Source organism: Sphaerisporangium siamense, assembly GCF_014205275.1.
GTDB lineage: Bacteria > Actinomycetota > Actinomycetes > Streptosporangiales > Streptosporangiaceae > Sphaerisporangium > Sphaerisporangium siamense.
The window spans coordinates 6,121,413-6,133,721 of record NZ_JACHND010000001.1 but is presented as its reverse complement, the minus strand read 5'-3'; the positions used below and the strand labels follow the sequence as shown (position 1 = coordinate 6,133,721).

The following is a 12,309-nucleotide window of genomic DNA, read 5'->3' as shown; positions in this document are numbered from 1 at the left end:
AAGGGACTCCTACGATGTCGGCGTGCGGTCAGCCAAGCCGGTCAGCGCCGGCGCACCACGATGGGACATCACGCTCCCGTCGCGTCGTCCCGGTCGGCTGCCGGGGGTCGTGATGGCGGGGTTCGGCGATCACGCGAACGAGTTCCACGACGTCGCGCTGATCTCACACCCCGCGGTCACGCTGCTGTTCGATCTCGGTGACCAGCCCTTCGTCGTCGAAGACGGTTGTGGTTCGCGGCAGCGCGAACGCGTCGTCGCCGGGCTCGCGCCCAACAGGGCTCGAGGACGGGGGCTGGCCAGGAGTTCTGAGTGCCTGCAGGTGCGGCTTTCGCCGATCGTGGCACACGCGGTCTTGGGCGCCTCTTCGGATCTGGGCGGGACGGTGGCCACCCTCGATGATTTGTGGGGACGAGAGGCCGTACGAATCCACGAGCGATTGCGTGCGGCCCGGTCGTGGGAGGAGCGCTTCGCGATCGCTCAGGCCGCGCTGGCCCGGCGGGACGGCGCAGGCCGAGCTGTCGATCCGGAAGTCGCCTTCTGCTGGCGGCAGATGGTGGCCAGCCAAGGGCGGATACGCGTCGAACGACTGGCCGCCGAGACCGGGTGGAGCCGCAAGCGCCTGTGGTCCCGGTTCCGCGCCCAGGCCGGTCTCACCCCCAAGCGCGCGGCCCGGCTCATCCGCTTCGACCACGCGGCCCACCGTCTCGCCGCCGGCCACAGCACCGCCTTGGTAGCGGCGGAATGCGGCTACACCGACCAGTCCCACCTCCACAGGGACGCCATGACCTTCGCCGGGATGACACCGGCCGCGCTGGTGGTCTCGCCGTTCCTCGCGCTCGACGATGTCGCCTGGCCCCGCGGGCGCGCCTCCGGCACGTAAGGTGAGCGATCGTCATGGCTGATCCCCATATGCCAGTCGCGCCGACGCCACGAGGGTGGAACATCTTTTCCGACGCCATGGAAAAGATGTCGACCTGCTCGCGGGTCGGGAGAACTGTTTCAGGTCGGCCTGGGTGCGCGTGAGGTGCGGGCCCTGAGCGTCGCCGGTGTCCGCGGGGTGTGTGGTGGTGAGCCGGTCGGCCCACCACCGCGCCGCGGCTTGGGCTTCCCGGGTTCCGTCGCTTAGCGCAGGCGCAGCGAACACCGGCAGTCTGCCGGTGTTCGCTGGTCGTCCATCCCGGTTCAGCCCGGGTGAACGCTGCGGGGCGACACCGAAGCCGGTGGGGTCGTGTCAGGCCCCGCCGGGGGCTGGGTCGGTCAGGGGTTGTCGACCATGAGGCTGTAGGCGCCGGTGAGGGTGTGCCGGGAGGAGGTGCCCGCGCGCACCCGGGTCGCCGGGCGCAGGAAGCCGGGCTTGCACTGCTCACCGGAGTAGATGATCACGTCGGTGTTGCTGCCGTTGGTGACCGTGACGGTGCTCAGCAGCGGGAACTTGGGGAGCGAGTAGCACCCGGGCGCGGGGTGGGAGAACCTGGTGCGCGGCAGGCTGGAGGTCTCCACCACGATGTCGCCGTCCGCGTCGCCGTTCCCCCACCCGGCCGCCGACGCGGGGCACAGGGCCATCAAAGGCAGGGGCGCGGCGGCGAGCAGCACGCTGAGGGTGGTCAGGGTACGTCGCATGGCTTTCTCCTCGGCCGTCGATCTTCAGCACCCCCATCGTAACCGAGAGTAACGATCTGATCACCTACCCGATCACCCCATCAGATCACTTAACCGCATCGCCCAACCCGATCACCTGCCAGACCGCCCAAGCCGCCCCGCCCCGCCCCGCCCGACCCGCTCACCCCAGCCGCCCCGCCCGCCCCGCCTGAGCCGACCCGCCCAACCCGATCACCGGCCAGACCGCCCAAGCCGTCCCGCCCCGCCCGTCCTGCCCCGCCCGACCCGACCCGCCCGAGCCGCTCACCCCGAGCCGGTCCGGTCACCCGAGCCGTTCACGGAGGCGCTCCGCCAGGCGTCCGAGGTACGTACGCCACGCGGCCCGCGCCGTCGTGCGTTCCCCGGGCGGGTAGGCAGGCGCGAGCGCGAGCCGTGGGCCGTGCCCGATGCCCTGACCGAGCTCCAGCGCACCACCCGACGGCGTGTCGCACTCCAGTACGTGCGGCGACTTGACCTCGATGACCCCGATCGCTGGAAAGCCCGGCATCGTGAACCCCTCCGGCGCCACCCCACGGCCCGCACCGCCGTTCGTGCCGAGGTTCGCGCGACCCTCCGCGCCGTCGTTCGTGTCGAGGCCCCGCGCCACTTTCCGCGCCGTCGTTCGTCTGCGCCCCAGGCCAACCTTCCGCGCCGTCGTTCGTGACGAGGTCCGCATCGCCCTCCGGCCCGCTGTCCGGGGCGCCGCCGAGCGCGGTCCACGCCTCGGGGATCGGCGCGGCGAGCCGGCGTTCGAACCGCACGCCGGGCCGTCCTTCTCGCCCTTGTCGGGGTTGAAGGCGGCGATGTGCCGGGCGACCGGCGGGCCGCGACCGGCGGCTAGGTCGCGAAGGTCCGCACCAGCGTCTCGCCGAGCAGGCGGCCCGCTTCCGCCGGGCTCACGCGGCCGGCGGCGACCTCCTCGTTCGCGCCGACGGCGAGCGCGCGGACCATCGCGTACGCCCAGTGCGGCGGCAGTCCGGCGCGGATCGCGCCGGACTCGTGCGCGGCCGTGAGCCAGGTCAGCAAGGGGTCCTCCGGGCCGGGGCGCTCGTGCGGATCCTCGGTGACGAGGTCGCGGTGCACGTCGAGGAAGCGGTAGCGCTCGCCGACCGCGAGGATCTCGGGTCCGAGCCGGCGAAGGATCTCCGCGGAGGTCCCGCCCTGGGCGACGGCCGCGGCGACGATCGCGCGCTGCTCTTCGACCACCACCGCGAACAGGGCGCGGACCAGGTCCTCGCGCGCCGGGAAGTTCCGGTAGACGGTGGTGCGGCCGACTCCGGAGGCGTCGGCGATCTCCTGGATGCTCGCGTCGGGCTTCTGGCCGAGCACGCGCATCGCGGTGGCCAGCACGGCGTCCCGGTTCCGCCTGGCGTCGGAGCGAAGGTTCTTGCTGCTCATAGGAGAACTCTGCCGGTGCCACGCGAAAAGTGGAACAGCGGAGTACCAAGTGGTACTGTCCTGTACCACTTCGCTCGTCCATGTCCCCGATGGAGTTCCTCGCCATGAGCACCTCTGATCTCCACCCACCCGCCGCCCCCACCGCGACGGAGGCCGCCTACCCGTCGCCGCGACGGCGCCGGCTCACGCTCGCCGCAGTCGCCCTCGGCGTCATGATGGTCAGCCTCGACGGCACCATCGTCCACGTCGCCAACCCCACCATCGGCAGAGACCTCGGCGCGTCCCTGGCCGGCCTGCAGTGGGTGACGAACGGCTACCTCCTCGCCCTGGCCGTCGCACTCGTCCTCGGCGGCAAGTGCGGCGACCGCTTCGGCCGGCGGCGCGTCTTCCTGATCGGCGTCGCGGGCTTCGCGCTCACCTCGCTCGGCTGCGCCCTGTCGCCCTCGACCGAGGTCCTGGTCGCGTTCCGCGTGCTCCAGGGCCTCGCCGGGGCGATGCTGGTGCCCAACACGCTGGCGCTCCTGCGCGCGGCCTTCCCCCCGGCCGAACTCGACCGCGCGATCGGCGCCTGGGGAGGCGCCTCCGCGCTCGCCGCGGCCTCCGGCCCCATCGTCGGCGGCCTGCTCGTCGAGTACGTCTCCTGGCAGGCGATCTTCGTGCTGAACCTCCCCCTCGGCCTGGCCGCCGTCCTCCTCACCGTCCGCCGCGTGCCGGAGTCGCGCGCGAGCACGCGCGCGGGAGGCATGGACCTGTCCGGAGCGGCCCTGCTGTCCGGCGGCCTGTTCCTGGTCGTCTGGTCCCTGATCCTGACGCAGCGGCACGGCTGGGGCTCCTCGTCCGTGCTCCTTCCCGGCCTCGCCGGCCTGGCCGTCCTCGGCCTGTTCATCATGCGCGAGCACCGTGCGGCCGACCCGCTGCTGCCGTTGTCGCTGTTCCGGTCCCGCTCGCTGTCACTGGGCGTCGCGCTGGTGACCTCCGGGAACTTCGCGCTGTACGGCGTGCTGTTCTTCATTGGTCTCTACCTGCAGAACGTGCACCACTACAGCCCCTTTGAGACGGGGCTGCGGATGCTGCCGCTGACCGCGGTCTTCGCGGTCAGCGCGCCGCTCGGCGGCTTCCTCACCGGAAGGCTCGGCCCTCGCTGGCCGCTGTTCGGGGGCATGCTCCTGCTCGCCGGCACCTTCTACGGACTCACCGGCCTGGAGGCCGGCTCGCCCTACGGCGGGCAGTGGCCGTACCTGGTGACCCTGGGGCTCGGCATGGGGCTGGTGATCGTCGCCTCGACCGAGGCCATCGTCGCGAACGCGCCCGTCGAGTTCGGGGGCGTCGCCGGCGGCCTCCAGACGACGGCGAACCAGCTCGGCGGCGTCCTCGGCACCACCGTGTTCGGATCAGTGGTCGCCGGCGCCGTCGCCGGCGCGCTGCCGGACGCGCTCGCCGGCGCTGGGGTGCCCGGCGAGGTCGCCGCCCGCGTGGCCGCCTCTCCGGGCACGGTCGGCCAGGGACTCCCGCCGATCGTTCCCGGCGTGCACGGCCAGGTCGCCGCGGCGGTCGCCGACGCCTCGGCGCAGGCGTTCATGACGGGCCTGCACACGGCGATGTGGGTCGGCGCCGGGGCGGCCACGGCGAGCGCGCTGCTCGCCCTGCTCGTCCGGCGTGGCGGGCACGCGAGATGAACAGAGAGGGACTCGGGATCGGGGCGATCATCGGCAGGTGTGCGCGCACGGCGCATAGTGTCTGAAGCATGTCCCAAGTGATCAACGCCGTTGGGCTGGCCGTGGAGCTCGGCGGTAATCCGATCTTGAGTGATCTGGACCTCACCGCCGCCCCGGGCGAGATCGTGGCCATCACCGGGCAGAACGGCGTGGGCAAGTCGACCCTGCTGCGATGCCTGGCCGGACTGCTTTCTCCCGCTGCCGGAGAGCTGACGGTCATCGACGGCCCGCCGTCGGACGAGCCGGGTTTCTGGCGAGATGTCGCCCTGGTCGCCGACGAGCCCGCCTGGTATCCCGGGCTGACCGTGCGGGAACACCTGGACCTCATGGCCGCCGTGCACCGCCCGCCACGCCTGGCCCCGGAGCGGGCGCTGGAACTGTTCGACCTGGCCGGGCGCGCCGACATGGCGCCACTGCGGCTGTCCACCGGCCAGCGGCAACGCCTCTCGCTCGCGATGGCCCTGGTGCGCCCCAGCCGGATCCTCTTGCTGGACGAGCCCGAGCGAGGTCTGGACGCGGAGTTCCGCGTGCGGCTGGGCGAGATCTTGAGCGAGTACGCGGCGGCGGGCGGCACCGTGGTGATGGCCACCCACGACCTCCGGCTCGCCCAGGTCCCCGGCGCCAGGAGGGTCGACCTGTGAAGGAGATCCAGGCTCTCATCCGGCTCACCCGGGTCCCCGGTGCTAGGCGGGTCGACCTGTGAAGGAGATCCGGGCCCTCATCCGGTCGGGCCGGCCCGCGAAGAGGTGGGCCGACCATTACGTCACCGTCTTCGCTCTGCTCGTCGCGGCCGTGGTCGCCGCCAAGCCCGTCGGCTCCGCGCTCACCACGGCTGCGAGGCAGGCCACCCCCGCGCAGGTCGGCGCCGGATCGGCGCTGATCGTGGCCGGGTACGCGGCCTTCCTCGCCCTGTCCCGCGCCCTCGGACCCGTGGTGGTGCCGCCCGCCGACGCCGCCTGGCTCGTCCTGACGCCGCTGCCCCGGCGTTCGGTGCTGAGCAGGACCGTTCCGGTCCTGCTCGCGGTCTCGATCACCGCCGGTCTGGCGCTGGGCCTCGCCCTGCCGGTCGTGACCGCGGCCCCCGGGCACTTGGTCGCGGCGCTGGTCCTCGGCGTGGCGGCCGCCACCGGCGGCATGGCCTGGGCCGTGCTCGCGCAGTCCTCCGCCGCCTGGGACGCCTGGCTCCAGGTCACGCTGGCGGCGCTGGTGCTCGTCGCCGTTCTCTGTGCCGTCGCGCCGCACCTGCTGCCCTCCGTGCCCATCGGACCCGTCGCCGTCGCGTGCGCCGCCGCGGCGGCACTGCTCCTGCGGCGGGCATGGTCGGCCCTCGCCCGGATGCCCGCACGGATACTCCTGGCCGCCTCCACCCGGACCGGCGACCTGGCCAGGGCCACGACGAACCTGGATCCGAGCGGGCTGGCCTGGATCGCCGAGGACGCCCACTGGCGTGCCCGCGATCTGCGGTCCCGTTCCTGGCCGAGACGGCTCCCCGTTCCCCTGTCGCTCGCGTGGACCGAGGTGTGCCGGCTGGCCCGCCGCCCCGGCCCGCAGGCCCTCCTGCTTCTGGCCACTCTGCTGCCCATGGTCGCCTCGCGCGCCGGGTTCTCGGCGCCCACGCTTCTCCTGGTGGCCGCGGGCGGCCTGGCCGCCGCCATGTCCGTCACCTCGGGAGCCCGGCGCGACGCCGGTGACCCCACCCTCGCCCGGCTGCTGGGCGTGGGCTCCCGCCAGGCGCTGGCGGCCAGGGCCCTCCCGCCTGTCCTGCTGGCCGCCGCCTGGACCACCCTCGCTCTGACGTGCCTGGACATGACCGGCCCCTGGCTCCTCCTGGGCGTGCTGTGCGCCCCCGCCGCGGCCGCCGGGGCGCTCCGGATGGCGCGCAGGCATCCCGTCGACCACTCCATGCCACTCATCGACACCGGGATGGGGACCATCCCCTCCGGCCCGGTGCTCTGGGCGCTGACCGGCGTGGACATCGCACTGCTCGGCGCGCTTCCCGCCCTACAGGCGGCACTCGACCGGCCCGCCCACCTCGGGGGCTACCTCGCCGCGCAGGCCCTTTGGGGAGTCGCCGTGCTGGCGGCCTACGTGTGGCGTTCCGCGCCGCGTTGAGAAGCGGAAACGCGAGAGCCCTCCTCGGCTGCTCTTGAGTGAGGGCTCTCGCGTTCTGGTGCTACTGGGCGGGAGATCAGGCGCCGTTCTTGAGGTGGGTCAGAAACGCGGACCACTCGGCCGGGGTGAGAAGCAGGGCCGGGCTGGTCGGTGTCTTGCTGTCTCTGACCGCGACGAGGCCGGGGAGGTTGGATGCCACCTCGACACATTCGCCGTTGTGGGTGCTGTAGGAGCTCTTACGCCACCAGGCCTTCTGCAGGTCACCCACCGGTGATCGTGCCGTTCTTGAGGTGGGTCAGGAACGCGGACCACTCGGCCGGTGTAAGGAGCAGGGTCGGGGTGGTCGGTGTCTTGCTGTCTCTGACCGCGATGAGGCCGGGGAGGTTGGACGCGACCTCGACACAGTTACCGTTGTCGGTGCTGTAGGTGCTCTTGCGCCAGCGTGCGCCTTGGAGGTCACCCACTTTGATTCACCACTTCCTCTATGAGTCGGAGTGACTGCCTAAACGGTAGAACTTCGGCGCGGATGGTGTCATACCTGGCGCTGAGTTCGGCGATGATCTGGCGGTGCTGGATCGTCCGCCCATTCGGTTGCGCGTCCGTATAGGCGGCGTAGGCGGCTCCGTTCCGTTCGGCGATGATGAAACCGCCTGCCAGGCCGCAGTGCTCTCCGGTGTCGTAAGGCACGATCTGGATGGTCACGTTGGGACGCTCGGCCATCTCCAGGAGGAGCTTCATCTGCTCGTGCATGATGTCCGCGCTCCCTACACGACGCCGGATCACCGCTTCGTCCATGAGGAAGGTGACCATCGGTGGCTTGTATTTGTGCAGGATCGACTGCCGCCGCATGCGGTTCACCAGCCGATCCTCGACCTCCTCGGGAGTGATGGCGGGGGCTGTTGAGAACATCGCGCGTGCGTACGCCTCGGTCTGGAGGAGACCTGGGATCAGGGTGGGCTCCCAACTTCGGAGCGATTCGGCGTCCTCTTCCTCTTCAAGCCAGGGCCTGAGGTGTTCTACGGCCTTGTCCCACGCCATGGCGACGTAGAGCCGGCTCATGACGCCGTCCAGGGCGAGAGCCCTGTCGCAGGCCTTGGCGAAGTCGTCGGTCGGGGGGCGACGGAGGGTTTCGACCATGGCGACCAGCGACTCCGAGAAGCCTATGCGGGAGGCGAGTGCCCGCTGGGAGAGCCTTGCGGCCTCCCGGTACCGGCGCAGCTCGGCCGCGAAGAAGGCACGTGGGGATTCGGTCGATCCTGTTTCCTTCATGGGGGGCAAATCGGTCCTTTCTGGCTTAATTTTATGGATATTGCTGTGCTCACTTACTCCTCACCAAAATGTAAACGCTCGTAATAGCCAATCGCTCCCCGATCGTAGCCCGCCGTCGCCACTCTGAGAGGGCGAAGTCTCCAAGAAGCGCGTTTCCCGCGTCGGACGAAAGGCGTGCGCATGCGGATGGGAAGATTGCTGGGCGTCATCGAGCTGGCCGGTGAGCCGAGGTCGGCCGGAATGGCCCGTGAGTTCGCGCGGGATAAACTGGGGGACGGTCATCCGGTGGTGGACTCCGTCGTACTTCTGGTCTCCGAGGTGGTCACCAATTCAGTGGTCCACTCGAATTCCAGGAACGGCGGAAAAGTCACGGTGGCGCTCGCCGACTGCCACGACTTCGTGCACGTCGACGTCGTGGACGCGGGCGGCGAAGAGGCTCCGCGGGTGCGTGAAGACGAATCGGGGGAGGGCGGGCGCGGGCTTCACATCGTCCAGGCGCTCGCCTCTTCCTGGGGCGTACGCCAGGATCTCGCCGGCCGGACGGTGTGGTTTCAGGTGGCGTACGAGTACAGGCCGGCGGCCCTTCCGTTGCTGCCCCGGCAGAGGGAATCCCCGGAATCCGGCGAGACCGCCTTACAGAGCGTGCGACCGCTTCTCTGGGGCGATTTCCCGTGACGAACGGAAGCCCGGCACCGGGCGGAAAGCCTGGTGCCGGGCTGAGAACCGGTGGCCGGATGGCCTCCCCGGGGACGTGATCGCGGGCGGGTGTCAGTCGCCGAACTCGTTCTGGACCCCGGGCGGGGTCAGAGCGGAGATGTAGTGCTGCGGCAGGTGGTCGTCGATCGAGTACACCGCGGGCAGCGCGCGGGTGGCCTCGAACCTGCGGGCCACGTAGGCGATCGCCGACAGCGGGATGCCGAACAGGCCCGGCATCTGGCCGGTCGCGCGCCTCCTGGCCTCCCAGCGGCCCTTGCGGATGCGCGACGGGCAGCGCGCCGCGGAGATCACCGAGGTCAGGCCCCCGACCAGGTGCGGCACCCGGTAGTGGTACTCGCGGCCGAAGTGCCGGAACGGCCCGGAGGCGGTGGAGGGCAGGTGCGGCACCACGTCGCCGTCGTACACGTACCGGATCACGTTCTGGCGCAGGAACGGGTCGCTCTGGCACGCCTCGGCGAAGGCCGGGTCGCCGATCATCGGCTGGCCGAAGGTGTAGACGGCGCGCAGGCGGTCGGCGAGCACGTCGCGGTACTTGCGCTCGTGCCGGATCATGACGGCCAGGAGCGCGGCCATCGCGCCGCCCTGGCTGTGCCCGGTGATGTAGAGCGCTTCCAACTGGCCCTCGGGCGCGGAGTAGTGCTCGCCGGAGCGGGCGGGGCCGTCCGCGCGGGAGACGCCGGCGCCCTGGTGGTCGCCGATGGCGTGGCGCAGCGCGTTCATGATCTCGTAGCGGGTGGCCCGCACGTTGCGGTACAGCCCGGCGTGCACGGTGGCGCACGGGTCGCTGATCTGGTAGCCGATGCGCTCCGGCTCGACGTCCAGGTTGCTCAGCCAGTTGATGAAGTTCAGCGGCTGGGTGCCGCGGTAACAGAGGATCCCGACCCGGCCGCTCCTGCTGAGAATGAGGAACGCCGTCGAGGAAATGAGCATGGCGTCGGCCGAGGACTGGATGATCTGACAGTGATTGTCCTCAAGACCCATTCTCGCCATGATCATGGAAAGCGTCTCGGGGTCGGAGTACGAGTACGCGGCGCACGTCGCGAGCACGTGCGCGATTTCCGGGTCCGGGTGCTCGGTGGCGGTGAGAAGCCGCCGCTCCAGATTCTTGTAGACCGGGAATCCGGCCGTTTCCCGGTGCCCGAACGGCCGCAGTTCGTCATAGGACGGGGCCTGCACGCCGCGCCTGCGCAGCCCGCCCACGCGCAGGATGTCGCGGACGCGCTCCTCCCACTCGCCCGCGAGGTGGTCGCCGGCGACCGCTTTCCTGGCGCCGCTCACCACCTTTCCCGCGCCTGCCTGGGCGACCGCGGTCGGGACGGTTTTATCCGACTGGCGATTGTTCCTGCTGGTATCCACGCTAGCCACGCCATACACCTTCCGATAAGCGACGGTGCCTTCGAGTGTTCCGCGGCCTCAAGAATGAGCAGGACAACAGCGTCGTGACCGTCGCTTATCGCGCACCGAGAGATCCGCCTGTCCCTCACGATTTCCTGGACATCCCAGGTCAAATCTCACGGACTGGCAAAACTCGTTTCCCAGCCCTCGTCCCGGCGACGGGAATGCCGACCGGCGGGCGTCCTATCGGTGCGTGGAGGACGCCAGGGTGAGCGCCGCGCCGGTGACGTGCAGTCGCGGCGCCTCGGACACGGGCAGGGGGATCCGCAGCACGAAACACGCGCCGCCCTCGGGTGCGTCGCCGACCTCGATCGTGCCGCCGTGCGCGTGGGCGATGTCGCGGACGATCGCGAGGCCAAGACCGGTGCCGCCCTTGTCCCGGCACCGCGAGGCGTCCAGCCGGGTGAACCGGTCGAAGATCCGCTCCCGGTCCTCCACGGCGATGCCGTCCCCGTCGTCGCACACGATCAGCTCGGCGTGGCCGTCCGCGGCCCGCACCTCGACCACGACCACGCGCTTGGCGTGCCGCTGGGCGTTGTCGAGCAGGTTGGTCAGCACGCGGGCGATCTGCGTGTCCATCGCCTTGACGACGACGCCGGGCGTCAGCCGCAGGCGCACGGGCAGCCGGTCGGCGCGGCGTGAGACCTCCATGTGGACGATCTCGGCGAGGTCCACGTCCTTCAGCGCGCCGGGCGCGTCCCCGCCGATCCTGGCGAGCAGGAGCAGGTCGGAGATGATCGCCTGGAGTCGGTCCACGTCACCGAGCGCGCGGTCCATCAGCTCGGGCAGATCGGTCTCCTCGGGGTGCATGCGCGCCTCCTCCAGCCGCACGCGCAGCCCCGCGACGGGCGTGCGCAGCTCGTGGGAGGCGTCGGAGGCGAACCGCCGCTGCCGGGCCAGCGCGTCCTCCATCCGCCCGCGGGCGATCTCCAGCCGCGTGAGCGTGCTGTTCACGGTACGGGCGAGGCGGGCGATCTCGTCGTCGCCCGGGGGTTCGGGCACCCGGCTGCTCAGGTCGCTGAGGTTGGTGGCCGCCAGCTCGGCGCGGATGGCGTCGACGGGCTTCAGCGTGCGCCCGGTGATCTTCCAGGCCGCGCCGACCGCCAGGGAGATCAGCACCGCGACCTGGATGGTGAACATCAGGTCGAACGCCGCCACCGACATGCCGCCGCGGTCGGCGCCGGCGGCGTAGACGACGTGGGAGTCCGGCGACGAGTTGACGCGCAGCGCCGTCAGCCGCAGGCAGCCGAGGTTCCGGTGCGCGCAGGTCTTCAGGTCCGCGCGCGGGTCGGAGGCGGGCGGGCGCACGTCCGACAGGGCGGGCAGGCCGCTGGCCTCGGGCGTGGCGGCGAGGACCCGGCCGTCGGAGTCCACGACCTGGATGAGGTCGATGCTGGGGAAGGCGGTCATGATGCCCGGACCGACCAGCCGTCCCACCCGGTCGGCGGCGGCGACGGCTCCGGCCGCGTACCGCGCGTCGGCCCAGCCGGCCTCGGTGAGCTGCTGGCGCGCGAGCGTGCCGGCCAGCAGCCCGGCCGGGACCAGCAGGAGCATGGCGATGACGGCGACCAGGGCGGTGACGCGCCCGCGGATGGTCCGGAAACGCCACGGGCGGAGGTCGCGCCATCGCGGGCGCGATGAATCCGGGGGTCTGCGCCGCACGCGGGTCCTCCTCACGCTGTGTCCACCTTTATCGGTCTTTTGGGTTCTTTACGGTCCCCGCCGCTGTCTCCGGTCGGAGCCCCGCGTCGGCGCGGGACGGCAGTCGTCCGTCGAGGGGGGAGCGAGGGCATCCACGGGTGGGGAAGCCGTCCGGCGTGGCGCCGGAGGCGGACCCCTGCGGGGCGCGGGGGCGGCGGACGGGGCACGCCGGGTGAGCGGCGCCGCACGGAAGGTGGGCGGTCCCGTGCACAGGGGGACCCGTCAGGGCAAAAGCGACTCTAGCAGACACCCCAAAAGGGTGCAAACCAGACAAAAGCATAGGGCAAGGAAGTCACAACGGGATAAAAGTTCGGATGGCCGCCCGAGGCCGCGCCGGGGTGGCAGCCGACCCCGGCGGGGAAAG

At 71.3% G+C, this 12,309-nt stretch carries 13 protein-coding genes; 5 read left to right on the top strand and 8 right to left on the bottom strand.

What is annotated here, in order from left to right:
- Positions 1-22: 22 nt before the first annotated feature.
- A complete protein-coding gene (locus tag BJ982_RS28215) occupies positions 23-880 on the top strand; it encodes an AraC family transcriptional regulator (RefSeq protein ID WP_239122677.1) in 858 nt (285 codons plus the stop codon).
- Between the two features lie 377 nt (positions 881-1,257).
- On the opposite strand, the gene BJ982_RS28210 is transcribed toward BJ982_RS28215, so the two are convergent.
- The 3 genes from BJ982_RS28210 to BJ982_RS28200 form a co-directional block, all read right to left on the bottom strand.
- Positions 1,258-1,620, bottom strand: coding sequence for a hypothetical protein (locus BJ982_RS28210; RefSeq protein ID WP_184884995.1), 363 nt, complete (start codon positions 1,618-1,620; stop codon positions 1,258-1,260).
- Between the two features lie 301 nt (positions 1,621-1,921).
- The gene (locus BJ982_RS28205) at positions 1,922-2,146 is read right to left on the bottom strand and encodes a hypothetical protein (protein ID WP_184884993.1); all 225 of its coding nucleotides are present in this window, start codon (positions 2,144-2,146) and stop codon (positions 1,922-1,924) included.
- Positions 2,147-2,475: 329 nt separating this feature from the next.
- Entirely contained in the window at positions 2,476-3,036 is a 561-nt protein-coding gene (locus BJ982_RS28200) for a TetR/AcrR family transcriptional regulator (RefSeq protein WP_184884991.1), read from the bottom strand.
- A 104-nt stretch (positions 3,037-3,140) separates the two neighbouring features.
- Here BJ982_RS28200 and BJ982_RS28195 point away from each other — a divergent pair, with 104 nt between their 5' ends.
- The 3 genes from BJ982_RS28195 to BJ982_RS28185 all read left to right on the top strand — a co-directional run bounded on the left by BJ982_RS28195 (position 3,141) and on the right by BJ982_RS28185 (position 6,863).
- Entirely contained in the window at positions 3,141-4,712 is a 1,572-nt protein-coding gene (locus BJ982_RS28195; RefSeq protein WP_184884989.1) for an MFS transporter, read from the top strand.
- Positions 4,713-4,780: 68 nt separating this feature from the next.
- On the top strand, positions 4,781-5,392 hold the full coding sequence (ccmA, locus tag BJ982_RS28190) for a heme ABC exporter ATP-binding protein CcmA (RefSeq protein ID WP_184884987.1): 612 nt from the start codon (positions 4,781-4,783) through the stop codon (positions 5,390-5,392).
- Positions 5,393-5,450: 58 nt separating this feature from the next.
- The gene (locus BJ982_RS28185) at positions 5,451-6,863 is read left to right on the top strand and encodes a DUF6297 family protein (protein ID WP_184884986.1); all 1,413 of its coding nucleotides are present in this window, start codon (positions 5,451-5,453) and stop codon (positions 6,861-6,863) included.
- A gap of 76 nt (positions 6,864-6,939) precedes the next feature.
- Here the strand turns inward: BJ982_RS28185 and BJ982_RS28180 are convergent, their stop codons facing one another.
- Genes BJ982_RS28180 through BJ982_RS28170 form a run of 3 tightly spaced genes read right to left on the bottom strand, consistent with a single transcriptional unit; the run spans position 6,940 to position 8,132 of the window.
- Positions 6,940-7,131 (bottom strand): DUF397 domain-containing protein, encoded by a 192-nt coding sequence (locus BJ982_RS28180; RefSeq protein WP_184884984.1) that lies wholly within the window; start codon positions 7,129-7,131, stop codon positions 6,940-6,942.
- Entirely contained in the window at positions 7,124-7,327 is a 204-nt protein-coding gene (locus BJ982_RS28175; RefSeq protein WP_184884982.1) for a DUF397 domain-containing protein, read from the bottom strand. The genes BJ982_RS28180 and BJ982_RS28175 overlap by 8 nt, the downstream gene beginning before the upstream one ends.
- Positions 7,320-8,132, bottom strand: coding sequence for a helix-turn-helix domain-containing protein (locus BJ982_RS28170; RefSeq protein WP_184884980.1), 813 nt, complete (start codon positions 8,130-8,132; stop codon positions 7,320-7,322). Before BJ982_RS28170 ends, BJ982_RS28175 begins: the two co-directional genes overlap by 8 nt.
- A 186-nt stretch (positions 8,133-8,318) precedes the next feature.
- Here BJ982_RS28170 and BJ982_RS28165 point away from each other — a divergent pair, with 186 nt between their 5' ends.
- Entirely contained in the window at positions 8,319-8,807 is a 489-nt protein-coding gene (locus tag BJ982_RS28165; RefSeq protein WP_184884978.1) for an ATP-binding protein, read from the top strand.
- 93 nt (positions 8,808-8,900) lie between these two features.
- Here BJ982_RS28165 and BJ982_RS28160 read toward each other — a convergent pair whose 3' ends face one another.
- Both BJ982_RS28160 and BJ982_RS40630 read right to left on the bottom strand, forming a co-directional pair.
- Entirely contained in the window at positions 8,901-10,214 is a 1,314-nt protein-coding gene (locus tag BJ982_RS28160) for a lipase family protein (protein WP_184884976.1), read from the bottom strand.
- Between the two features lie 213 nt (positions 10,215-10,427).
- Complete coding sequence (locus BJ982_RS40630; protein ID WP_184884975.1) at positions 10,428-11,906, bottom strand: sensor histidine kinase; 1,479 nt, start codon at positions 11,904-11,906, stop codon at positions 10,428-10,430.
- Positions 11,907-12,309 lie beyond the last annotated feature (403 nt).

Excerpts from the sequence above, each read along its gene's own strand:
- BJ982_RS28210 (WP_184884995.1), bottom strand. The coding sequence starts at position 1,620 with ATGCGACGTACCCTGACCACCCTCAGCGTGCTGCTCGCCGCCGCGCCC.
- BJ982_RS28205 (WP_184884993.1), bottom strand. The coding sequence starts at position 2,146 with ATGCCGGGCTTTCCAGCGATCGGGGTCATCGAGGTCAAGTCGCCGCAC.
- BJ982_RS28200 (WP_184884991.1), bottom strand. The coding sequence starts at position 3,036 with ATGAGCAGCAAGAACCTTCGCTCCGACGCCAGGCGGAACCGGGACGCC.
- BJ982_RS28195 (WP_184884989.1), top strand. The coding sequence starts at position 3,141 with ATGAGCACCTCTGATCTCCACCCACCCGCCGCCCCCACCGCGACGGAG.
- ccmA (WP_184884987.1), top strand. The coding sequence starts at position 4,781 with ATGTCCCAAGTGATCAACGCCGTTGGGCTGGCCGTGGAGCTCGGCGGT.
- BJ982_RS28170 (WP_184884980.1), bottom strand. The coding sequence starts at position 8,132 with ATGAAGGAAACAGGATCGACCGAATCCCCACGTGCCTTCTTCGCGGCC.
- BJ982_RS28165 (WP_184884978.1), top strand. The coding sequence starts at position 8,319 with ATGGGAAGATTGCTGGGCGTCATCGAGCTGGCCGGTGAGCCGAGGTCG.